This window comes from Veillonella parvula (assembly GCF_040094895.1).
GTDB lineage: Bacteria > Bacillota > Negativicutes > Veillonellales > Veillonellaceae > Veillonella > Veillonella parvula_L.
Genome location: NZ_JBBNGV010000001.1, coordinates 527,873 through 552,358, shown reverse-complemented (window position 1 = coordinate 552,358; position 24,486 = coordinate 527,873). Strand labels below are relative to the sequence as shown.

Below are 24,486 nucleotides of genomic sequence, written 5' to 3'. Positions count from 1 at the left end.
TAATATAAGTTGCTATAATTTTATAGCAATACTACTCGGACTTTTACACCGAACTAGTGTTTTACACGTCAGGCTTTCACCCTGATTAGTTTTATGATCAAGAGATCATTAAAAGGAGAAAGTATGGAAAAAGTTATCGCTGTAGCTATGAGTGGCGGCGTAGACAGTTCTTTAACTGCTGCAATGCTATTAAAACAAGGCTATAAAGTATTTGGTATTACCCTATGGTTATGGGTGAGTGGTACGCCCTATGATGAGGTGCCTCTTGCCGTAACTGATGCTAAGAAGATGTGTGATTTTCTTGGTATCGAGCATCATGTTATCGATGCTCGTGATGTATTCTACGAAAACGTAGTAGATTACTTTGTAAAAGAATATGCCTATGGTCGTACGCCAAATCCTTGTGTATTTTGTAACAAGAACATCAAGTTTGACTTGATGCTCAATCGTGCTCTTGAATTAGGTGCCACACATATGGTAACTGGTCATTATGCACAAGTAAATTATAATGAAGAAACAGGTCTATATGAGTTACATAAAGGTGTTGATCCTACAAAAGACCAAAGTTATGTTATGTACAATATGAACCAACGTATTTTGAGTCATCTTATGTTTCCATTAGGTGGTCAATGTAAGACTGAAACACGTAAATTAGCTGCTGAATACGATTTGCCAGTCGCTAAAAAACCAGATAGCGTAGATATTTGTTTCTTGCCTCATGGGAATTATCAAAAGCTAGTGGTAGAAGAAATGAAGGGTAAGCCAGAGTCTGGTAATATCGTTACCGAAGATGGTGAGGTATTAGGTAAGCACAACGGCTTATTTAATTATACGATTGGTCAACGTAAAGGCCTTGGTATTGCTTATAAACACCCTTTATATGTTATTGGATTTAATGGGGATCGTAATGAGGTCATCGTGGGTCCTAATGAACGTCTCTTTACAAATCGTATGATTTGTAAGTTCTATAACTTCTTAGATGATACAATTCATAAGGAATTGAAGGCAGAAGGAAAAATTCGCTATGCAGCTAACCCTTCTCCTTGCACAGCACGTATTTTAGATGACGATACAATGGAGGTTATTTTTGAAGAACCACAACGGGCTATTACCCCAGGTCAGTCTGTAGCCTTTTATAATGGCACTCAATTATTGGGAGGTGCTGTTATCGATCGCGTATGTTAGAAAGGAGAATGCAAGTTCTTTGAACTTGTTTACATAGTATGTCAACGAAAAAGATTCGAAACTTCTGTATTATAGCTCATATCGACCATGGTAAATCAACCATCGCTGATAGATTAATTGAATATACTGGTACATTACAAAAACGTGAAATGGAGGCTCAAGTTTTGGACTCCATGGACCTTGAACGTGAACGCGGCATTACTATTAAAGCGCAATCTGTTCGTATTTTGTATAAAGCGCAAGACGGTGAAGAATATATTTTGAATCTCATCGATACTCCAGGCCACGTCGATTTCAGCTATGAAGTATCTCGTTCTCTTGCAGCCTGTGAAGGGGCATTACTCGTAGTCGATGCTGCACAAGGTGTGGAAGCACAAACGTTGGCAAATGTATATCTCGCTTTAGAACATGATCTTGAAATCATTCCTGTTATTAACAAGATTGATTTGCCGTCAGCAGATCCTGATCGCGTTAAACAAGAAATTGAAGATATTATTGGTTTAGACGCATCTGATGCTGTATTATGCTCTGCCAAATCAGGTATCGGTATTCCTGATATTTTAGAAGCTATTGTAAATAAAGTTCCTGCACCACCAGATAAATCTGATGAGCCAACAAGAGCTTTGATTTTTGATAGCCGTTTTGACGCGTATAAAGGTGCTATTGCTTATGTCCGCGTAAAAGAAGGGTCTATAAAAGCAAAAGATACAATTCGCATGATGCATGATAAAAAGGACTTTGATGTTACAGAACTCGGTATTTTTACTCCCAATCTTGTACCTGTGCAAGAATTACAATGTGGCTCAGTAGGTTGTATTGCAGCTAGCATCAAAAATGTAAAAGATTGCCATGTAGGCGATACTGTAACATTAGCTAATAATCCTGCAACTGAGCCATTGCCTGGTTATCGTAAGGCTGTATCTATGGTGTACTGTGGCCTTTACCCAACAGAGTCTAAAGACTATGAAAACCTTCGAGATGCATTAGAAAAGTTACAGCTTAATGATGCTGCCTTAGAATATGAAGCAGAAACATCATTGGCATTGGGCTTTGGTTTCCGTTGTGGGTTTCTCGGCCTTTTGCATATGGACGTAATTCAAGAACGTTTAGAACGTGAATATAATTTGACACTTATTACGACGGCTCCATCTGTAAATTACAAAGTGTACAAAACAAATGGGGAAATGCTCGAAGTCGATAATCCTGCTAAATTACCACCTCCAACGGAAATTGATTACATTGAAGAGCCTTATGTAAAGGCTACAACAATTGTACCTAAAGATTTTGTTGGTACTATTATGGAGTTGTCCCAAGATAAACGCGGTGAATATCAATCTATGGAATATTTGGATGAAACACGAGTATCTGTCGTTTATCACTTGCCATTGAGTGAAATCATTTATGATTACTTTGATAAATTAAAATCCGCTACAAAAGGTTATGCATCCCTTGACTACGAATTGATTGGATATAAACAATCTCCAATGGTTAAGATGGATATTCTCTTAAATGGAGATCCTGTGGATGCATTGTCCATTATTGTACACAAAGACCGTGCAGCTGCACGTGGTCGTGCATTAGCTGAGAAATTGAAAGAATTGATTCCTCGTCAAATGTTTGAAATTCCTATTCAAGCGGCGGTAGGTACAAAAATTGTGGCTCGTGAAACTGTAAAAGCTTGGCGTAAGGATGTTTTGGCAAAATGTTACGGTGGCGATATCTCTCGTAAGCGTAAATTACTTGAAAAACAAAAAGCCGGTAAGAAACGTATGAAGTCTGTCGGTTCCGTAGAGATTCCACAAGAAGCATTCATGGCTATTCTCAAGGTTGAGGACTAATAAAATGAAAACAGATTCTGATATTCTGAATCTGTCTACACTGAGGGATATGGGGCTATATGTCCATATCCCTTTTTGTAAACAGAAATGTATGTATTGTGATTTTCCTGCTTACCAAAATTTACAAGATTATTACGAAACCTATGTATATGCTTTAGTTCAAGAAATCGATTTATGGGTCTCTGAACATCCAGAGTCAACATCTAAAGCTATTGATACAATTTATTTTGGTGGAGGTACGCCTACAGAATTATCGATTCAACATCTACAGATGATTCTTGATAAAATCAAAAACACTTTTACAATTACTGACGATTGTCATATGACTATTGAATCGAATCCTGGGGAAGTAAATTTACATTATTTAACGAAATTAGTTAAATTTGGTTTTAATCGTATTAGCTTTGGTGTTCAAACATTTGACGATAAGGCACTTACCATGCTTCATCGCAGTCACAACGGGGAACAGGCAAAACAAGCCGTTTATGATGCTAAAGAGGCGGGCTTTTCTGATATTAATATTGATTTGATTTATGGATTACCAAGACAATCCTTAGACGATATTAAACGTAATTTAGCAGTCGTAGAAGAGTTGCCTATTAATCATATTTCTACTTATGGATTACAAGTAGAAGTGGGGACCTATTTATATCATTTAGTTCAGAAAAATCTTATTTTCATTCCTAGTGAAAGTATAGATGAATCAATGTATGATACAATGATGGCTGGTTTAAAAGAATTGGGTTTTGAACGATATGAGATTTCAAATTTCGCCAAGGCTAATTCCTATAGTCGTCATAATTTAAAATATTGGCACTATATAGATTATTTAGGCTTTGGTGCTGGTGCTCATTCCTTCTATGACGGAGTACGCCGTAGTAATAATCGTAATGTAATGCCCTATATACAATCTGTTGACAGATATATTATGCCTACTATTGATACGGAGACGATTACTTTAGAGCGAGCTCAAGAGGATTTTTCCTTTTTAGCCCTTCGCACTAAATGGGGCCTTGATGAGCAAAAATTCGAAGATAAATTTGGCGTATCTGTCCATGATTTATTTGGTACTGCTTTAGATGATTTAGTTAGTAAAGGTCTATTAGAGTATCAAAATGGAAGTTATCATTTAACCGCTGAAGGTGCCAAGCATGGGAACTATGTATTTAGTCAATTTATTCGTGAGTAATTTCTCACAGTTTCTCAAAATCTAATATGTTAGTATAAATAGGATGATGGTGAATAAGCATGCTAGATTTGAGGAGGAGCGATGAAGACATCTGTAATATTACACGGTTTACATAATGAATTTACTTTAGATCAAATGAAAGCATGCATAGAACTTGCTGAAAAATATGGTGGATCCTTCCGTCATGTTGTAACAGGTATACAAATTACAGGTATTGAAAAAGATGATAAGGAGCAGTTTATTTCTGAATTGCCTGATGGCGTGACCACTGTTATTCATAGAGGTGTTAATTCCTTAATTGCTTGTGTAGGTAAAGGCCATTGTAAAAATGGACAAATGGAAACTAAAGAATTGGCTGATTATGTAGAGAGAAAACATTACGGCCGAAAAACCTCTCACAAGTGCAAAATCGGCATCAGTGGATGTGGACGTAACTGCCCAGATGCAATGGTAAAGGATATTGCCTTTATCGGTACATCTCAAGGTTTTATGTTGGCTGTTGGTGGTAATACAGGCATGAGACCTGAAGCAGGAAAAATTTTAGCAAGAAAACTAACTATTGAGCAATCTAAAAAAGCTGTAGATATTTTGATTGATTGGTATGCTAAATATGGTGAACCTCGTGAACGTATGGGGAAACTGTTAGAGCGTCTTGGCAATCCATTAGAAGGGGTAGAACTATAAATCAATTAGTACATTTTAGTTCTAATTGATTTATAGTTTATAGTCCGTAAATTCTTGGGCCAAAAAAGTATTTTAACTAAGAGTTTATTGACAACTAAATTATTATATATAAACACTTATACTATTTCAGGTTTTAATAATAGAAATTTTATTAGAACTACATATTCTAATCTTTAAATTTTGGGATATGTCATAAATGTAGATAGTATAAGTGTTTTCTTATTGTTGCACTTTGATTTTTTGACTAATTAATCAAAAATATTGATTTGTCTTTTTGACTAAATTGATATTATTTGACTTTTTTGGCATTTTTTAGCTTGACAATTTTTTTTAATATGGTAATATTATACATGCGATTAGCACTCAAAGTTAATGAGTGCTAACAAGAGGTGTCATTATGGATGAAAGAAAACAGCGCATCTTGCGAGTCATAATTGAAGACTATGTTAAGTCCGCAGAACCTGTAGGATCTCGAACGATTGCTAAAAATTATGATCTTGGCATCAGTCCTGCTACGGTGCGGAACGAAATGTCCGATTTAGAGGAATTAGGCTATTTAGAGCAACCTCATACATCGGCTGGACGTATTCCTTCAGCTAAGGGCTATCGCTTATATGTTGATTCTATGCTGAGTCGACAACCTGTTCCATTACAGGATGCTGAAAAAATTGAAATGTTATGGAAGCGTTCCAATGGATCAACGAGTGAACTCTTTCTAAATATGGCTAAACTACTTTCACAGGTAAGTCATAGCATGAGTTTATTCTTAGCACCAGCCCATGATAGAGCATTAATCAAATACATTCATGTATTACCGCTAGATAGTCATCAAGCCATTATGGTAGTTATTACTGAAACAGGAGCACTCGATAATGAGTTGATGTACTTTGGTGAAAGTGTTTCACCAGAGCTTTTACAAAGTCTAGCCATACAATTTAGCAATGCACTACAGAATGTAAGTATTGGTCATGTAACGGCTGAGGCTTTAGGATCTATATTGGTCCATATGGAAGGACCGCAGGGAATTTTATTAATCCTTTCGGAGACATTATTACGAGCTATTAATAAACGTAAGTTGTTCTATTCGGTAGGTACCACAGAGTTGTTAAATCAACCAGAGTTTAAGTCTGTTGAGAAGGTACAACCCTTGCTTTCCTTAGTGGAAGAACAAAATCAATTAGGACAGTTATTAAAAGATGATTCTCCAACACCTGTTAAGGTCAAGATTGGTATTGAGAATGAAACTGAAGCGCTACATTCAATGAGTGTGGTACAAGCTGATTTTACGAATCAAGATCAGCCTATCGGAACTCTTGCTATTCTTGGTCCAACGCGGATGGAATACGGACGTATCATCGGCATGTTGTCCCATATGAAACATATAATGGAAACTATGGTAAAAGAACAAAACAGAAAGGGCAAATAATGGCTGAAGAACAAGACATTAAACAAGAAACAGTGGAGGAAACAGAGGATACTACGAATGTAGAGGAACCAACTGTTGAAAAAACTGAAGAAGCTGTGGCTGATGCTGCTCAAGTGTTAGAAGAACTTAAAGCCGACTTTGATAATCGCTATAAACGGTTACAAGCGGACTTTGAAAATTTCAAACGTCGTACTAACCAGGAAAAAGAGCAACTTGCTGGATATGTAAAAGGGGATGTATTAACGGACCTTCTTCCTGTATTGGATAACTTTGAACGGGCCGTTCAAAGTCCTGCAGAAGGGGAAGCAAAAGTATTCCTCGATGGATTCATTATGATTCATCAAAATTTGATGGCTATGTTATCTAAACATGGTTTAGCTGTTATTGAAGCTATGGGTCAACCATTTGATCCAAATTTCCATCAAGCGATTATGCGTGTATCGTCAGATGAATATGAATCCGATACGGTGTGTGAAGTTTTGCAAACTGGCTATACTGTTGATGGTCGTTGTATACGTCCAGCAATGGTAAAAGTTGTTGAATAGATTATAAAGTTTTAGGAGGTATATATTATGGCAAAGGTAATTGGTATTGATTTAGGGACAACAAACTCTTGTGTTGCTGTTATGGAAGGCGGCGAACCTACGGTTATTACAAATCAAGAAGGTGCACGTACAACTCCTTCCGTTGTTGGGTTTGCAAAAAATGGAGAACGTTTAGTTGGTCAATTGGCTAAACGTCAAGCTGTATCTAACCCAGAAAATACAATCATTTCTATTAAACGTCACATGGGTACAGACTACAAAGTAACTGTAGAAGGTAAATCTTATACTCCTCAAGAAATTTCTGCAATGATTCTTCAAAAAATCAAAGCTGATGCAGAAGCTTACTTGGGCGAACCTGTAAAACAAGCTGTTATTACAGTTCCTGCATACTTTACAGATGCTCAACGTCAAGCTACAAAAGACGCAGGTGCCATTGCAGGTCTTGAAGTACTTCGTATCATCAACGAACCTACAGCAGCTGCTCTTGCATATGGTGTAGATAAAGATGAAGATGGTAAAGTTCTTGTATTTGACCTTGGTGGTGGTACATTCGACGTATCTATCCTTGAACTTGGTGACGGTGTATTTGAAGTATTAGCAACATCTGGTAATAACCACCTTGGTGGGGATGACTTCGACCAACGCATTATGAACTACCTTATTGAAGAGTTCAAAAAAGAAACTGGTATCGATTTATCCAATGATAAATTAGCTGATCAACGTTTAAAAGAAGCTGCTGAAAAAGCAAAAATTGAATTGTCTGGCGTAGCTAGCACAAATATCAACTTGCCATTTATCACAGCTGATGCTACTGGTCCTAAACATTTGGATGTAACATTGACTCGTGCTAAATTTGAAGAATTAACTGCTGATTTGGTACAAGCTACTATAGAACCTACTCGTAAAGCTATGAGTGATGCTGGTTTATCTGCATCCGATATCGATAAAGTATTGTTAGTTGGTGGTTCTAGTCGTATCCCAGCTGTACAAGAAGCTATTAAAAAAGTATTGGGTAAGGAACCAACAAAAAACGTTAACCCTGATGAATGTGTAGCTATCGGTGCTGCTATTCAAGGTGGCGTATTAGTAGGTGAAGTAAAAGACGTATTGTTACTTGACGTAACTCCATTGTCTCTTGGTATCGAAACAATGGGCGGTGTATTCACACGTATTATTGATCGTAATACTACAATTCCTACATCTAAATCTCAAGTATTCTCCACTGCAGCAGATAATCAACCATCTGTAGATATTCATGTATTGCAAGGTGAACGTGAGTTCGCAGCAGATAATAAAACATTGGGTCGTTTCAACTTGGATGGTATCCCAGCTGCTCCTCGTGGGGTTCCTCAAATCGAAGTAACATTTGACATCGATGCTAATGGTATCGTACATGTAAAAGCTAAAGATTTAGGTACTCAAAAGGAACAAAAGATTACTATTACTTCTTCTAGCGGCTTGAAAGAAGAAGAAATTGATCGCATGGTTAAAGAAGCTGAAGCTCATGCAGCGGAAGATAAAGCTAGAAAAGAAGAATTAGATATTAAAAATAATGCGGACTCCCTAGTATATCAAGCTGAGAAAGCATTGAAAGACCTTGAAGGTAAAGGCGACGCTTCTTTGATGAAAGAAGTAGAAGAAGCGAAAGATAAATTGAAAAAATCTATCGAAGCTGGCAATATCGAAGATATCAAAAAAGATAGTGAAGCTTTGGAACAACCATTACATAAATTAGCAGAACAAATGTATGCAGCAGCTCAACAAGCTCAACAAGCAGCTGGCGGTGCTGAACAAGGTCAACAACAAACAAAAGCTGATGACAATGTTGTTGATGCTGATTACACAGTAGTGGATGATGACAAGAAATAAGAAGGGTTGGTAACGAATGGCACGAGATTATTATGACATCCTAGGGGTTAGTAAAAATGCCTCTCAAGATGAAATCAAAAAAGCCTTCCGTAAAAAGGCACGCCAATACCACCCAGATGTAAATAAAGATAATCCAAAGGAAGCGGAAGCAAAGTTTAAAGAAGCTAACGAAGCTTACGAAGTCTTGTCTGATGAAACTAAAAAAGCTCAATATGACCAATTCGGCCACGACGCCTTCAAACAAGGAGGCGGCGCTGGTGCCGGTGGTTTCCAAGGCGGCTTTGGCGGTTTCGGTGGTCAAGCTGGAGGCTTTGGTGATATCTTTGGCGACATTTTTGGTGGCATGTTTGGTGGTGGACGCCAACAACAAGGCCCTCAAAAAGGTAATGACTTGCGTGAAGATATCGATATTTCCTTTGAAGATGCAGCCTTTGGTAAATCTATGGAAATTGAAGTGCATCGTCATGAAGAATGTGATCACTGTCATGGTACTGGTGGTGAACCAGGCTCTCGTGTCGATACTTGTCCAAACTGTCATGGTTCTGGTCAAGAAGCGGTTATTCAAAATACTCCATTTGGACGTATGCAGTCCGTTCGCACTTGTTCCCGCTGTCATGGTACGGGTAAAAGCATTGAAAAACCTTGCTCTAAATGCCGTGGTACTGGCGAAATGTTGGCTAAACGGAAGATTTCCATTAAGATTCCAGCTGGTGTAGATAGCGGATCTCGTTTACGTGTAGCTAATGAAGGGGAACCTGGAATTTTAGGCGGTCCTAAAGGGGATCTCTATGTATATATCTTCGTTCGTCCTCACAAGGAATTTGAACGAAATGGTAATGACGTTATTAGCCGTGTAAATATTAGCTTTGCTCAAGCTGCTCTTGGTGCGACTATACAAGTTAACACTTTAGATGGTAAAGTAGAGTTAAAGATTCCGGAAGGTACTCAAACGGGAACGGCATTCCGCGTAAAGGGCAAAGGTATACCATATTTGCGTAACCCTAACCAAAGGGGTGACCAACACATTGTGGTAACCGTCCAAACGCCTAAGAAGTTGACAGACACTCAACGTGAGCTATTGTTACGCTTTGCAAATGAAAGTAATGAAGATGTAAATAACTTACAAGTGAGCAAAAGTCTCTTTGAAAAAATCAAGGACTGTTTAACGAAATGAACAGCTCATGTGAAGGAATGGTTTGTTCCATCACATTCCCTATAAAGGAGCATATATGCAATGGATAGAAGTATCCATTGTCTGTGAAAGAGTAGCCACCGATGAGGTGACTACTCTTTTTGACGATTATGCAGACAATGGAATTATAGAAGAAGATGTTGAAAATCAGCCTAATTTAATAAAATTGTCTATGTACAGTGATCCATCACTAGATGCCGATATGATTAAGTCTGATTTGAAAAAACGTCTTACAGAAGCAAATATTGGAATTATATCGATAGATACAGATATTCTTGATGAGTCAACTTGGTTAAACTCTTGGCAACAGTATATTGAACCTACAGAAATTTTACCTAACTTAATCATTAAACCAGCATGGCAGGAATACAATAATGTAGATAATGAAATTATTATTGAAATTGATTCAGATATTTCCTTTGGTACCGGGTCTCATGAGACGACACGGACTTGTGCAGAGCTATTAAAATCCTATAGTAAATCTATGGATCTTGATACAGTTACTTGTTTGGATATTGGTACTGGCACAGGTATTCTTTTATTAGTAGCAGCCCATTTAGGTATTAAAAATTTAGTTGGTATAGATATAGAAGAGTATGCTGCAAATCAAGCTAGAATTAACTGTGAGAATAATCATGTATCTGCTAAAATCATTTGTGGTAATTTGGATAGTGATTTCAATGGTACTGCCCAATTAATTTTAGCTAATCTAACAGTGGATCCCCTTAAAATACTATTACCTCAAATTGGTAAGAAACTGGATGATAAGGGCATTTTGATTATTAGTGGCATTATTGATGATCGTTATGATGAAATCATGCCATATATTGAGGCTCATTGGCATATTATTGAGGAGCGCGTTGCAGGGCCTTGGCATACGTTTGCGCTAGAAAAACGATGAAAAAAATATTTATTCCTACACCATTAGATGAAATAATAGAATTACCAAAAGATGTGACCCATCATGTACTACATGTATTTCGCCATAATATGGAGAAGCCTATAACTGTAACCGGCAGCGATAACCGTTGTGGTATATATCAAATTACAGCAGAAGTAGACGGTAAAGCGCAAGCACAACTGATTGAATATGTAGAAGGAAATGTAGCATCTTATCGTACTATCCTGGTTCAATCCTTATTAAAAGGTGAAAAACTAGAGTGGGTCCTACAAAAGGCGACGGAGTTAAATGTGGATACAATTTATCTTGTGCCGACAGTTAACTGCGTAGCTAAATATGATGAAAAAAAGCTTCAATCAAAAGTAAATCGTTGGGAAAAAATAATGCTAGAAGCAGCTCAACAATGTGGACGAAATCACTTGCCTACACTCGTAGTAGGAGAGACGCTTTTACAAGCATTAGACATTGAATCTGATGCGTTGAAATTGGTAGCCTATGAAAATGAAGCAGGTCAGACTATCAAAGATGTACTTAAAACTTTACATTCCGATAAGTCTGTAACTGATGTTTTAATTTGTATAGGTCCTGAAGGGGGCTATCAAGAGAAGGAAATCAATGCTATTATAAAATATGGTGGAAAATCAGTATCGCTAGGAAATACAATTTTACGGGCTGAAACTGCTGCTATTGGATCGTTATCGATGATTCAATATGAATTAGAATTATAAATAAAATACGAATAGAGAGGTGCAATGAAAACCGTTGCTTTTACAACCTTAGGGTGTCGCGTAAACCAATATGATACAGATGCCATGAAAGGTTTATTTTTACAAAATAATTACGAAGCGGTAGACTTCGATGAAAAAGCTGATATATATGTAATTAATACCTGTTCTGTAACGAATATGGGGGAAAAGAAATCCCGTCAATTAATCCGCAAGGCGAAACGTCAAAATGAAGATGCCTATGTTATTGTAACTGGTTGTTATGCTCAGCTTGATCCAGATGCGATTGCCGCTATAGATGGTGTTAATCTCGTTATTGGTACCAATAATCGTTCTAAAATTGTTGAATTAGTAGAGCAATTAGAATCTACAGAACGACAAATTAATGCTGTTCGGGATATCATGAAGGAATCTAACTTCGAGGAAATGCCGTTATATGGTAATGAATCTGACAAAGCTCGTGCGTTCATGAAAATTCAAGAAGGTTGTAATAACTATTGCGCCTTTTGTATCATTCCTTATACTCGAGGAAAGTTAAAATCTCGTAAAGTTGATGATATTGTACAAGAGGCAAAACGTTTAGTAGATCATGGATTCCATGAAATCGTATTAACTGGTATACATTTGGGTAATTACGGTGTCGAATTACCAGGTCGTCCAACATTAGCTGATGTGGTAAAAGCTTTATTAGAGATTCCTAATTTATACCGCATTCGTTTCGGATCCATTGAATCCGTAGAGGTTTCTGATGAGTTAGTAGAATTAATGGCTACGAATAAACGTGTTTGTCCACATTTACATTTACCGTTACAAGCAGGTTCTGACCATGTATTAAAGTTGATGAAACGCCATTATACATTACAAGAATATAAAGATTTAATTACAAGTTTACGTTCTCGTATTAAAGATTTATCAATTACAACTGATATTATTGCTGGTTTCCCTCAAGAAACTGATGAAGACTTCGAAGAAACATTGAATACAGTACGTGAAATTGGATTTTCGCACATTCATGCTTTCCCATACTCCATTCGTGAGGGTACACCTGCAGCCACTATGGCGGATCAAGTACCAGAAGCTGTTAAGAAAACTCGTGTAGCACTTTTAAATGGTCTTAGCCAATCTGGTTATGAACGATACGCAAAATCACGCATTGGTAAGCCTGGTGAGATTCTCATCGAAAAGGAAGAGAATGGATACTACATGGGCTTAACAAATGAATATATAAATGGTAAAGTTAAGTCAGATGGGACACGTAAAATTGGTGATCTCGTTGGTGGAACTGTTGTAGGTTTAGAAGATAATTATTTAATTATTGAGTAAGGAGTTAGATTATGAGTGACTGCATTTTTTGCAAAATTATCAATGGTGAAATTCCGTCTAAAAAAGTGTTAGAAAATGATAAATTCTATGCTTTTCATGATATTCAACCTGTAAAAAAAGTTCATGTATTAATCGTACCTAAAAATCACGTGTCTAATATTGCACATCTTAATGAAAAGAATGCAGATTATGTTGAAGGGTTACTGCCATTTGTTCGTGATGTAGCAAAAGAGCTTGGTATCTCTAAAGATGGATATCGTTTAATTTTTAATACTGGTAAAAAAGCAGGTCAAACTGTATTCCATATGCATGCACACCTTTTAGGTGGAGAAGAAATGGGCTGGCCAGAAGCCTAATTTTGAGTATTATGTATTCTTTTTATAATACTCATTAAAAAACCTATAAAATATACTTGAAAATATTGACAACATCTATACCTATACATATAATATTATATGTGCGTATGTAAATTATCAGCACTTCCCGAGATTATTTTTGGAGGGAGGGATATAAATGTCTGAAATCAAAGTCGGTAAAAACGAAACGCTTGAAAGTGCTCTTCGTCGATTTAAACGCTCCTGCCAAAAAGCGGGTGTTTTGTCTGAAGTAAGAAAACGCGAACACTATGAAAAACCAAGCGTAAAAAGAAAGAAAAAATCTGAAGCAGCAAGAAAACGCAAATTCAGAGCATAAGATGATTACCCTAATTCTGCCTTTTCATGGCTTTATGAAATCCAGAATTAGGGTTTCTTTATTATATACATAAGGAGGAAATATGAGTTTAAAAGATCAATTAAAGGAAGATATGAAAGCAGCTATGAAAGCTCGTGAAGAAGGTAAAACAGCGTTATCTGTAATTCGTATGGTCAATAGTGCCATAAAAAATACAGAAATCAATGACAAAATTGAGTTAGATGATGCTGGCATTCTTGGCATTTTAGCTAAGGAAATGAAAACTCGTCAAGATTCCTTAACAGAATTTGAAAAAGCAGGCCGTGAGGACTTAATTAGTCATGTAAAAGAAGAAATGGCTGTATTGCAAAAATACTTACCAGAGCAATTGAACGAAGATGAAATTCGTACAATTGTACAAGAAGCCATTGCTGCATGTGGTGATAACGTAAATATGGGCAATGTTATGAAACATGTAATGCCAAAAACAAAAGGTCGAGCAGATGGTAAGGTTGTCAATAATATTGTTAAAGAATTACTTGGATAATATATAGTGATATCAACGACTATTCTATATACACTTATTGATTACAGTTGATAGTAATAGGTGTATTAGATATAACTTTAAGAGAATAATGAAATTCTATAGAAAGTTATTGACATATATTTTCAACATATGATAATATAAACTCAATAAAATAATTGGTCAACGAAGACTCCACTTTAGATATATAGTTTTATATTTATTTGTTGGAGTCTTTTTCTTTTAGGAGGAACAAATATGTCGACAACTAACGAATTATTATATTACATTCCAGCGGGTCAATATGGGAAAGAAGGCGTTCTTGCATTATTAGAACAACATCCTGAAATCAAGTTCGTATCTCTTGTAGGTATTGACTTAGCAGGTAATGATACTGATGAAAAGATTCCTATGTCAGCATTCTTCGATGACTACGAATCTTTCTTTGAAGGTCGTGCTGTTCAAACAGATGGTTCCTCTGTAGTACTTACAAATATTGCTACATTAAATAATGCTCGTGTAGATATGTGGGGCGATCCAAGTGTAAACTGGTTTGTTGATTACAACTACGAAAATATTGATCCTGTTACAGGCTTACCAACTGGTACACTTCGTATTCCTGCATTCTTGATGCATAACTATCGTTATGTAGATTCTCGTTCTATTTTAAAACGCAGCTGCGACTATGTTCGTGCTGAATTATTGGACTTGATTAAAGAACATGGCTTACCTGGTATGCCGCATGTGAAAGCTGATGAAGTTGTAGATATCATTTTCACATCTGCAACAGAACTAGAATTCTGGGTAAAAACTCCATCTAGAACAGTTACAAAAAAAGAATTATCCGTATCTCAAAAATTACAAGAACAATACTGGCAACGTACTCATGGTACAGTTCGCACTGCTTTAGAACAAGCTGTTGAACGTCTTGATAGATATGGTATGGTTGCTGAAATGGGTCATAAAGAAGTAGGTGGCGTTAAAGCTAAACTTGATGAAGATGGTCATGAAGCAGTTGTATTAGAACAATTAGAAATCGACTGGAAATTCTCAAATAATCCATTACAAACAGCAGATAATGAATTACAAGCTCGTATCATTGTTCGTGAAGTATTCCGTGAAAATGGTCTTGATGTAACATTTAATGCAAAACCAATAATTGGTGTAGCTGGTTCTGGTGAACATACTCATTTTGGTGTTATGGCTAAATTAAAATCTGGTAAAGTTGTTAACTTATTTAGCCCAGAAGATATGCGTAAAGAATCTGCTAGCTCTTTAGGCATTGGTGCAATTATGGGACTTTTAAAACACTATGAAGCTATTAATCCATTCATCAGCTCTACAACAGATTCTTTAAACCGTTTAAAACCTGGATTTGAAGCGCCAGTATGTATTGTTACATCTTTAGGTACTGATCCATCTGAACCTAGCCGTAACCGTACAATCCTTTGCGGTTTAATTCGAGATATTGATAATCCTATGGCGACACGTTATGAATTGCGTTCTCCAAATCCTTACACCAATACATATACTGCTTTAGCATTGATCTTTATCTCTGCATTTGATGGTATGAAATATGCCATTACATCTGGTAAAACACAAGCTCAATTGGAAGCAGAGCTTTCCAAAGAAGTAGGTGAAACATCTGATTATCTTGCTACAAATCGTGCATACCGTACTGAAAAAGATGTGTTTGATGATTTCACACAAGAAGAACGTAATCAAATGTTTGGTGTTGCGCCAGCTACTGTATGGGAAAATATAAAGGGTTACCAAAATAATCCTGAATTAGTAGAAACATTGGCTCAAGGCAATGCATTTGCTAAAGATTTAATGGACTCCTTTATTGCCTCCATTCTTAAACGTTGGAAACTAGTATTGGCTAACCGATTAATTCCAAATAATTTGGATACAGTTCGTAGCATGGTTGCAATTCATACTGATAGCCGAAATAGTGTAGATGATAAACGCTTTGCAGAAGTTAATGACTTACGTTTCTACCTTGCTAAAGATAGTGACGATCGTAAATCCTTATTCACTCGTTTAATTGATGCACTTAATGATGGTGAATATGATTTAGCATCCCAATTACAAATCGAAATGAATGATAAAATGGAAGAATTAGAAGCTAAATACGCTAACTACGCTAAAAATATCTTCTAAGATGCTAGTTGATAGTGTTAAAACGTAAAAGTTTTAAAATAAAAGAGACTCTACTAATATGTAGAGTCTCTTTTATGCTATTAGGATTTGTTATTAAGAAATTTTTCTACTAGTACTAAACAACAAACTAGAACTAAAATGGAAATAGACCATAATAACATATTTAAAGCTGATTCATGATCGATAATTAGTAAACGAACAATGGCGGTAATACCAATATATAAGAAGAAATCAAGAGGAAAATGGAAATTATTCTTAAAGTACTTAATTATGAGTGCAATAAATTCAAAGTAAAGAAAAAAGGTAATTATCTCTTCAATCAATAAAGAATAAGTACTATAGCCTTGAATATTGGCCCATGCAATAAAACCAAAATTTACTAGACTATTGATTAAAGCAATGCATAAACCAATGCCAACACCAATAAGTGCAATATTTTTAATGGTTAATATAAGCTGAGAAATACGAATCCACATACATACTCCAATTAAAATAATAAATTACTATAGGACATATAAAAAGACCGTACACCGTACGGTCTTTTTACCTTTATATTAAGCTATTAGCAAAAATCTTAAGATTAGATATCAGCTTTAATAGCTTCTAATGCAGCATCGAAGTTAACTGCTTGAGTTACTTCAGGTACATATTCAACATAAGTTACTTTGTTATCTTTGTTGATTACTACAACGCCACGAGTTAAAAGACGAAGCTCTTCAATCAAGAAACCATAGTTTTCACCGAAGGAAGCATCTTTGTGGTCAGACAAAGTAACAACTTTATCTACGCCTGCAGCACCACACCAACGTTTTTGAGCGAATGGTAAGTCCATAGAAATTGTCAATACGACTACATCTTCGGAAAGTGCTGTTGCATCTTGGTTGAACCAACGAGTTTGAGCATCACAAACACCTGTATCAAGGGAAGGAACAACGGAGATAACTTTTACTTTACCTTCGAAGTCTTTTAAAGTTTTAGCTTGCAAGTCATTGCTCAATACAGTGAAGTCTGGAGCTTGTTGACCTACTTTAATTTCTGGGCCAACTAATGTGATAGGGCCACCTGCAAATGTTACTACGCCAGTACGTTTTTCCATGTTGTATTCCTCCTAAGAGTTTTAATTCTAATTATGTAAAATATAATTTCTTTATATGCATAGTATAACATTTACATTACCATAAGTAAACTAAAAAATTCGATATAGTATTAATTAAAAAGATCGTTACGATTGATTACTGTAAAAATTTAAAGAGGCCATTTAACTAATATTAATATTGATGAAATAGAACTGCTACTGTAATAAAATATTTAATCTAACTGTTATACGTATAGGTGTATTAATGTATCATAAAAAATGTGTATACTATAAAGAGAAAAGTTAACGTAATAAAATTTGTTGATTTAGCTTTTACAGTATTGATTTAAATTCATTTACAATATAATGATACTAGTAATTATATAGGCAATGATTTTGATTAGACTTAATAGGATATGTTAGAGAGGACCTATGAAACCAATAGATTTATTTATGCAGTTTTTCCGGCGTGAAGGCTGGATCTATGCCATTGGCTTAACTATGTTGATGGCAATTGACGTGGCTTTTTTATTTGTTCCTCAATTTATTGGTAATGCTATAGATACGTTGAGCAATAATAAGGAAGGGTTAGTCACTTATATTTTTTATTTCATTTTATTATTTATTATTATCACTATTTTAAAAGTTATCTCACGCAGAACCCTATTAGGCTCTATTCGTCGCATGGAGTATCTTTTTCGTGAGATTTTGTGTAGTAAAGCATTACAAGTAAAAACAACGTACTATGAGGCTAATGGACCTGGTAAGGTTATGGCGCTCATGACTAACGATGTAACATCGCTACGTGTTGCCCTTGGTCTAGGTGTAATGATTATAGTGGATATTATTTTCTATTCCATTGTGGGCTCCATAATTTTAATTCAAAAGATTAATACTGTATTAGCTTTTAAAATTATGACACCTGTATTCTTAATTATTGTGGCTATATTTGTACTAGGCAGAAAGCTACGTATTAAACAACGTAGTGCACAAGCTACTTATAGCGATTTAACAGAGTTTGGACAAGAGTTATTTCAAGGGATGGATGTTATTCGCGCTTTTAATCGTGAAAGCATTATCTCTAATTCTTTTAAAAAAATAAATAAACTTAATTATAAGAAGAATATGGATGTTGCACTACTAGATGCAATATTAACACCGTTGACAAGAATTGCACCCTTTATTTGTATCAGTATTAGTATTTTTATTTGTGGACATTTAGCTGTAGAAGGCAAAATGACTATAGGCGAATTTGTTACTATTAATTCATTCATAATGTTAATTGTGGGACCTTTAATAGGCTTTGGTGGCCTTATTTCTATTGTACAAAAAGGTCTTGCTTCTTTAGATCGTATTATGGATTTTTTACATTTGCCTACAGAAACAATAGATGATACAGATGAAGTATTGCCGCTTGAGGATATTCATATTCGATACTTAGATTTTACTTATGAAAACTCTAAAGGGCATGCATTATCTCAGTTGACAACGACAATACCAAAAGGTTCTTTTATCGGTTTAGTTGGTAAACCCGGTTCTGGCAAAAGTACATTGTTTAAATTGCTTATTGGATTACAAGAGTGTCCGGAAAAATCTATTTATTTTGGTAATCAAGATTTAGCTACTGTTTCTTTATCAAAGCTTAGAAACTCAATTGCTTATGTGCCGACACAATCTTACCTATTAAGTACGACCATTGCTGATAATATTAAATTTGGTAAAGCTTTACCTATGCACGAAACTGTAGAGGTGGCAGCACAAAAGGCAGATTTATATAGAGATTTAGGCGATTTGTTAAACGATGATTTACATGAGCTTGCTGAAGAAGGTCATGATTTATCAGGTGGACAGAAGCAGCGAATCAATATGGCTCGCGGCTTTTATAAAAATGCGCCATATGTATTACTAGATGATTGTTTTTCCGCTTTAGATGCAGTAACAGTTACAACCATATTAAATTCATTACATAATGTAAAAGATCAGACGATTCTATGTATTTCACAACGATTAGAGGTTGTAGAGAAAGCAGATAAAATACTAGTATTTGATGAGGGGCGTATCGTAGAAGAAGGTACTCATGAGGAAATATTAGCTAACAATGGTTTATACCGTACCTTATATGAAGCGCAGAATGGAGGGGGCCATCATGAAGAAGCGTGATCTAAAAAATGACTGGGCTCTATTCTCCTATATAACTGGCTACATTAAGCCTTATTTAGGTATTCTATTTTTAGCAACTGTTGCGCTCGCAGGAAATTTAGTACTATTACTTTTACGCCCATATTTAACTAAGCAAGTTATCGATCTTGGATTTGCCACTAATGATATCGCTGTTATTGAATACTATGCTTTAATGTATGGCTTTACTATAATTGGTAGTGTATTGTTTATCTTTGTAGAGAATTACTTTTTAAAAAGTTTTGGTCAAAAAATTATCTATAATATTCGTAGTATTATATTCCAAAAGATTCTTAATAAACCACATGATGAATTTTATAAGTTGCCAATTGGGAATTGGGTAACTCGCATTACTAATGATGTAGAGTCATTACGTACATTATATACAGATGTAATTCTGAATTTGGCAAGTAGCGGTTTAATGATTATTGGTATATTAGGATTTATGTATGCCATTAATGTACCTTTAGCAATAATCATGACAATTTTACTACCTATAATGGGTGGAATTATTTGGGTGTTTCAAAAGTTTTCTCGCAAAGCATTCCGTCAGGTAAGACGTTCTGTAGCTGCTTCTAATGCAAGCATCAAGGAACTGTTAAATTATATTGTAATCGTAAAATCCTATGGTGGCGAAAGAGCAATTGAGGAACGTTATAATACTGTTAATAAAGGTTTCTTAGAAGCAGGTCTTTTTGAGGTTACCACATTTTCTATTTTTAGACCGCTCGTAGATGGTCTATTCTTTGTTGCGTTAATTGTTATTTTTACAACTACGAATTTAATAGACTCCGTAGCTGATGCTGGTACAGTATTTGCCTTTATACAATATATGGACCGATTCTTCCAACCATTAAAGGAAATTGCAGATAAATATAACTCCCTACAAAGCGCATTAGCTGGTGCTGAAAGATTAGTTCCCTTATTAGAGGAAGAAGAGCGTCAGATGGCTAATGAAGTTCCTGATGAATTTAAACATATAGAGACTATTGAATTCGAGCATGTATGGTTTTCCTATGAAAATAACGACGTTTATGCGCTAGAGGACTTTACATTCACTATTAAAGCTGGAGAATTCATCGGTATTGTAGGTCCTTCTGGTAGTGGTAAATCAACACTTTTATCATTGTTGATGGGAATCTATAAACCAACAAGAGGGGCTATCTATATTAACGGTATAAATATTGCCCAATATGATAGTTCTGTACTTCGTCATTTAATGGGATATGTTTTTCAGCAAGCTTATCTATTTAAGGGTTCCATTAGAGATAATTTAACACTTTTTGATACATCAATTTCTAATGAGGATATGGTCAATGCAGCAAAACAAGTTAACTTGCATTCTATGATTGAACACCTTCCGGAAGGGTATGACACACCGGTTGGTTATTTAGGCTCCTTATTATCTGATGGGCAAAAGCAATTATTGGCTTTTGGCCGTACCTTGATTAAAAAAACACCTATTCTATTGTTAGATGAAGCAACGGCTAACATTGATAGTCATACGGAGAAGCAAATTCAAGCAAGTATTGAAAATATTCGAGGTAGTAAAACAATCGTAAGTATTGCTCATCGCCTTTCAACAGTTAAAGATGCCAATAAAATAGTGTATATGGAATATGGTAAAATAATAGAAATAGGATCTTTTGATGAACTTATCAACTTAAAAGGGGCCTTTTATAATCTCTGGAATAATCAACACAGTGGGAGTTAGTATGGAATATATCCAATCTAAAGATAATAAGACCATAAAGCGAATTATCTCTTTAGGGCAGCGTAAAAATCGCCAAAAATATGGAGAGTACATTGTTGAAGGTATTCGATCTATTCGAGATATTGCAGCTATGGGGGCAGTAAAAACAATTGTTATACGTGAATCTAAAGCGCAAGATAAACATGTATTAGATTTATTAGACTTAGATACTGTTCAATTTGTACCTAAATTTATTGCACAAGATCCAATATTTGATAAGGTGGATAATACCGTAAATGGACAAGGTGTAGTTGCTATTGTATCAAAACCAAAATACGATATGGAAAGCATTCACATTGATGATGGTTTATATATTACATTAGATGGAGTTCAAGATCCTGGCAATCTAGGTACCATAATTCGTACAGCAGTTGCAGCAGGTGTAAAAGGTATATTTTTGATGAAAGGAACTGTGGATCCTTTTAATGACAAGACAGTGCGCAGTACTATGAGCGCCTTACATAAAATACCTTTATATGAGGATATTACCTTATCTCTGTTACATGATATGGTAACCGAGTCTAATATGACTACCTATGTAACTGCTTTAGAACATTCCAATCCTTATCATACTGTACGTTATGCTAAGCGAACTATGCTAGTATTAGGAAACGAAGGGAATGGCGTAACACCAGAGGTTATGAATCTATGTACAAATCGTATTATGATTCCTATGTATGGTGATATGGAATCCTTAAATGTAAGCGTAGCTGCTGCATTATGTATGTATAAAGTACAAGAACAATTGATGCCTTAGTATATATGATAAAAATTTATGACCTTATAAAAAGTCCTCTACTAGTATACAAGTAGAGGGCTTTTGTATTGATTTTTTAGTTGTGTATTTGGTACAATAACATATATCCTTTGTGGGAGAACAAAGTTCTCCCTTTTTTTCATGAAAAGGAAGATAACTATGTCCAAATTAATTGTAAATGCAGACGATTTTGGCCTTCATAGTGCAGTTAATGCTGGTATTATTGATGGTCATCGTAGGGGTATTATTACCAGTACCTCTTTAATGGCAGGAGGAGAAGCTTTTACAGAAGCCGTAAGTATGGCAAAACAAAACCCTAAGTTGGGCATTGGTATTCATATTACCTTGGTGGGTGGGGTGAAACCAATATGTGATCCATCAGAAGTTTCATCACTTCTCACACCAGAAGGTGTATTTCCAGAGAACTATGTAGAATTTATTAAACGTATTTACTCTGGCAAAATCAATTATAGTGAATTACGTAAAGAGATTCATGGACAAATAGCTCAAATAATGGATACCGGCTTAAGGGTAACTCATATTGATGGACATCAACATATGCATGTGCTACCAACGGTATTGCCAATTGTGATTGAACAGGCAAAATCCTTTGGTATACATGCTATACGTATACCCGATGAGTCTACTGGCTTTATGAATTATATGTATTCCCCAATTCGATTTCTTGGTAAAGTTGGTTTATCAACGGTTGCGGCTAATGCGCGACCAGTCATACGAAATAATTGTATGACTACAACCCAATATTTTTGGGGCATGGTAAATGGAGGCCATATAAATCAGAAATCTCTAATGGGTATTTTAAAAGCGGTAAATAAACATTCTGGTACCCATGAATTGATGGTTCATCCAGGTAGTAATAGTAGTATTCTTAGTAAGCTTTATAATTGGGGTTATCATTGGGAAGAGGAGTTGCAAGCACTCTGTTCCAGTCATACGCGATTATATATAAGTCAACATGATATAGAGCTCATTAATTATGGAGACTTGGTATGAGTAAAATGATGAAGAGAGGCATCTTTATGTTTCTCTTGTTGTTGGCTGTATCAATTGGTATCATTTACTATACTATTGATTTAGATGCATTGAAAGCCATATCATCTTTTAATAGTATTTCCTTATTATTAGCTTTAGTTGCTTTAGTAGCAGGTATGTATTTTGATGGATTACGACTTCAAAGGCTCGTAAAAATTGGTGGTTACAAGTTATCGATACGAGCAGTGTTACGAGTTATTTTTAGTAATTATTTTATGGCTATGTTGACACCTGGAGCTAGCGGGGGTGCTGTCGCGCAAGTACTGGTGTTGAGAAGTTATGGCGTACCTATATCTAAAGGTACACCGATTGTATTAATACGTACCGTATTTTCCATTATGTTTTTGGTCATTATGCTACCATTAGTATTTTTACGAGATGCTATTGAAATTCCATATATCTCTCGTGATATGCTTTTGATTTTTGCCGTGCTTGTTGTTATAGCGGCCTTAGTGGGAACTTATATATTACAGACTAAATATATGCGTCAATTTGTCTATAATCTAGCACAACGATTTAAAGCACATAACACTAAAGATTGGCTTTCTAAATTAGAAACATTAAATCAAGGTCTTGGTTTACTTTATAAACAACCTGTCCAATCTTTAATAGTTTTTATTGAATCTGGTTTGAGTTTATTATGCTTATATTGTATTGCACCCGCCTTAATGTATGCTTTCACACCAGATATTCCTATTATCGATGTTTTAGATCGCATGATTTTATTAAATCTTATTTTGTATTTTGCACCAACCCCAGGGGGGACAGGCATTGCAGAAGGTCTATTTGTAGTATTATTTAGTGCCTTTGTACCTAATGGAACAGTGGGCATCATCGCTGTAGGATGGCGTGTTATGGCTGAATATATGCCATTCTTCATCGGTATGTATGCAGTATTAACATTATATGGACGACAATTCGTTGCCCAAGAAACTTCAAGAGAACAATAAGGGAGTGTGCTCTATGTCTAAACCAAAAAAAGATAAATTTTATCTGGTTCAAGAAGATATTTTACCAGAGGCTATAAAAAAGACGATAAAAGTAAAAGAAATTCTAAAACTAGGTGAGGTTAAAACAATTAACGAAGCAGTTGAAAAAATGGATTTAAGTCGATCTGCGTATTATAAATACAAGGATTATGTTTTTCCATTTTTTGAAATTGCTCAAGGGAAAATTGTTAGTATTTATGTTTCTATGTCAAATGAATCTGGTATGTTATCAAGCGTTTTGAAAGCCATTGCTGAACGTAACGGTAGTATTTTAACGATTAATCAAGATATTCCATTACAAGGCATTGCGAATAGTAGTATTTCTTTTGAAACCAAGGATTTACAAGGTTCATTAGAAGATTTATTGCTAGATATTCGCTCTATGAAGGGTATTATCAAGGTAGAGATTTTAGGCCAAGCATAGGCTAATTAAGAGAGTAGGACGA

General features: G+C 35.5%; 23 protein-coding genes. 21 read left to right on the top strand and 2 right to left on the bottom strand.

The genetic code is table 11. From position 1 onward, the window contains the following. Positions 1–123: 123 nt before the first annotated feature. From mnmA to AAAT26_RS02470, 15 genes are all read left to right on the top strand, one after another. Positions 124–1,185 (top strand): tRNA 2-thiouridine(34) synthase MnmA, encoded by a 1,062-nt coding sequence (gene mnmA / locus AAAT26_RS02540; protein WP_004695727.1) that lies wholly within the window; start codon positions 124–126, stop codon positions 1,183–1,185. 38 nt (positions 1,186–1,223) lie between these two features. Then, positions 1,224–3,023: a translation elongation factor 4 gene (gene lepA, locus AAAT26_RS02535; RefSeq protein WP_128113903.1), complete on the top strand. Its 1,800-nt coding sequence runs from the start codon at positions 1,224–1,226 to the stop codon at positions 3,021–3,023. A 4-nt stretch (positions 3,024–3,027) separates the two neighbouring features. After that, positions 3,028–4,212 carry a radical SAM family heme chaperone HemW gene (gene hemW / locus AAAT26_RS02530; RefSeq protein WP_349208809.1) on the top strand — a complete coding sequence of 395 codons (1,185 nt, stop codon included), beginning with the start codon at positions 3,028–3,030 and terminating at the stop codon, positions 4,210–4,212. An 81-nt stretch (positions 4,213–4,293) separates the two neighbouring features. Then, positions 4,294–4,896, top strand: coding sequence for a nitrite/sulfite reductase domain-containing protein (locus tag AAAT26_RS02525; RefSeq protein ID WP_024061690.1), 603 nt, complete (start codon positions 4,294–4,296; stop codon positions 4,894–4,896). Between the two features lie 397 nt (positions 4,897–5,293). Next, on the top strand, positions 5,294–6,322 hold the full coding sequence (gene hrcA / locus AAAT26_RS02520) for a heat-inducible transcriptional repressor HrcA (RefSeq protein WP_101928258.1): 1,029 nt from the start codon (positions 5,294–5,296) through the stop codon (positions 6,320–6,322). Continuing rightward, complete coding sequence (gene grpE, locus AAAT26_RS02515) at positions 6,322–6,867, top strand: nucleotide exchange factor GrpE (protein WP_349208808.1); 546 nt, start codon at positions 6,322–6,324, stop codon at positions 6,865–6,867. Before hrcA ends, grpE begins: the two co-directional genes overlap by 1 nt. A 27-nt stretch (positions 6,868–6,894) precedes the next feature. Beyond that, positions 6,895–8,736 (top strand): molecular chaperone DnaK, encoded by a 1,842-nt coding sequence (gene dnaK / locus AAAT26_RS02510; RefSeq protein ID WP_060919781.1) that lies wholly within the window; start codon positions 6,895–6,897, stop codon positions 8,734–8,736. Between the two features lie 16 nt (positions 8,737–8,752). Continuing rightward, complete coding sequence (gene dnaJ / locus AAAT26_RS02505; RefSeq protein WP_004695739.1) at positions 8,753–9,910, top strand: molecular chaperone DnaJ; 1,158 nt, start codon at positions 8,753–8,755, stop codon at positions 9,908–9,910. A 55-nt stretch (positions 9,911–9,965) separates the two neighbouring features. Next, complete coding sequence (locus AAAT26_RS02500) at positions 9,966–10,829, top strand: 50S ribosomal protein L11 methyltransferase (RefSeq protein WP_349208807.1); 864 nt, start codon at positions 9,966–9,968, stop codon at positions 10,827–10,829. After that, positions 10,826–11,557 carry an RsmE family RNA methyltransferase gene (locus tag AAAT26_RS02495; protein ID WP_349208806.1) on the top strand — a complete coding sequence of 244 codons (732 nt, stop codon included), beginning with the start codon at positions 10,826–10,828 and terminating at the stop codon, positions 11,555–11,557. Before AAAT26_RS02500 ends, AAAT26_RS02495 begins: the two co-directional genes overlap by 4 nt. A 24-nt stretch (positions 11,558–11,581) precedes the next feature. Further along, entirely contained in the window at positions 11,582–12,877 is a 1,296-nt protein-coding gene (gene mtaB, locus AAAT26_RS02490; protein WP_024061685.1) for a tRNA (N(6)-L-threonylcarbamoyladenosine(37)-C(2))-methylthiotransferase MtaB, read from the top strand. Between the two features lie 11 nt (positions 12,878–12,888). After that, entirely contained in the window at positions 12,889–13,233 is a 345-nt protein-coding gene (locus tag AAAT26_RS02485) for a histidine triad nucleotide-binding protein (protein ID WP_221740999.1), read from the top strand. 157 nt (positions 13,234–13,390) lie between these two features. Continuing rightward, a complete protein-coding gene (gene rpsU / locus AAAT26_RS02480) occupies positions 13,391–13,570 on the top strand; it encodes a 30S ribosomal protein S21 (protein ID WP_004695751.1) in 180 nt (59 codons plus the stop codon). Positions 13,571–13,652: 82 nt separating this feature from the next. Then, a complete protein-coding gene (locus tag AAAT26_RS02475; protein WP_287528600.1) occupies positions 13,653–14,096 on the top strand; it encodes a GatB/YqeY domain-containing protein in 444 nt (147 codons plus the stop codon). Between the two features lie 234 nt (positions 14,097–14,330). Then, positions 14,331–16,235: a type I glutamate--ammonia ligase gene (locus AAAT26_RS02470; RefSeq protein ID WP_287528599.1), complete on the top strand. Its 1,905-nt coding sequence runs from the start codon at positions 14,331–14,333 to the stop codon at positions 16,233–16,235. A gap of 80 nt (positions 16,236–16,315) precedes the next feature. Here AAAT26_RS02470 and AAAT26_RS02465 read toward each other — a convergent pair whose 3' ends face one another. Next, the gene (locus AAAT26_RS02465; protein WP_077708394.1) at positions 16,316–16,711 is read right to left on the bottom strand and encodes a phosphate-starvation-inducible protein PsiE; all 396 of its coding nucleotides are present in this window, start codon (positions 16,709–16,711) and stop codon (positions 16,316–16,318) included. Positions 16,712–16,815: 104 nt separating this feature from the next. After that, the gene (gene tpx, locus AAAT26_RS02460; RefSeq protein WP_004695758.1) at positions 16,816–17,331 is read right to left on the bottom strand and encodes a thiol peroxidase; all 516 of its coding nucleotides are present in this window, start codon (positions 17,329–17,331) and stop codon (positions 16,816–16,818) included. Positions 17,332–17,742: 411 nt separating this feature from the next. On the opposite strand from tpx, the gene AAAT26_RS02455 reads away from it, so the two are divergent. From AAAT26_RS02455 to AAAT26_RS02430, 6 genes are all read left to right on the top strand, one after another. Further along, the gene (locus AAAT26_RS02455) at positions 17,743–19,470 is read left to right on the top strand and encodes an ABC transporter ATP-binding protein (RefSeq protein ID WP_349208805.1); all 1,728 of its coding nucleotides are present in this window, start codon (positions 17,743–17,745) and stop codon (positions 19,468–19,470) included. Beyond that, complete coding sequence (locus AAAT26_RS02450; protein WP_349208804.1) at positions 19,457–21,202, top strand: ABC transporter ATP-binding protein; 1,746 nt, start codon at positions 19,457–19,459, stop codon at positions 21,200–21,202. Before AAAT26_RS02455 ends, AAAT26_RS02450 begins: the two co-directional genes overlap by 14 nt. Position 21,203: 1 nt before the next feature. Next, positions 21,204–21,998 (top strand): TrmH family RNA methyltransferase, encoded by a 795-nt coding sequence (locus tag AAAT26_RS02445; protein WP_024061681.1) that lies wholly within the window; start codon positions 21,204–21,206, stop codon positions 21,996–21,998. Between the two features lie 159 nt (positions 21,999–22,157). Beyond that, positions 22,158–23,012 carry a ChbG/HpnK family deacetylase gene (locus tag AAAT26_RS02440; protein WP_349208803.1) on the top strand — a complete coding sequence of 285 codons (855 nt, stop codon included), beginning with the start codon at positions 22,158–22,160 and terminating at the stop codon, positions 23,010–23,012. Continuing rightward, on the top strand, positions 23,009–24,001 hold the full coding sequence (locus AAAT26_RS02435; RefSeq protein WP_349208802.1) for a lysylphosphatidylglycerol synthase transmembrane domain-containing protein: 993 nt from the start codon (positions 23,009–23,011) through the stop codon (positions 23,999–24,001). Before AAAT26_RS02440 ends, AAAT26_RS02435 begins: the two co-directional genes overlap by 4 nt. 13 nt (positions 24,002–24,014) lie before the next feature. Then, positions 24,015–24,464: an ACT domain-containing protein gene (locus tag AAAT26_RS02430; protein WP_004695770.1), complete on the top strand. Its 450-nt coding sequence runs from the start codon at positions 24,015–24,017 to the stop codon at positions 24,462–24,464. Positions 24,465–24,486 lie beyond the last annotated feature (22 nt).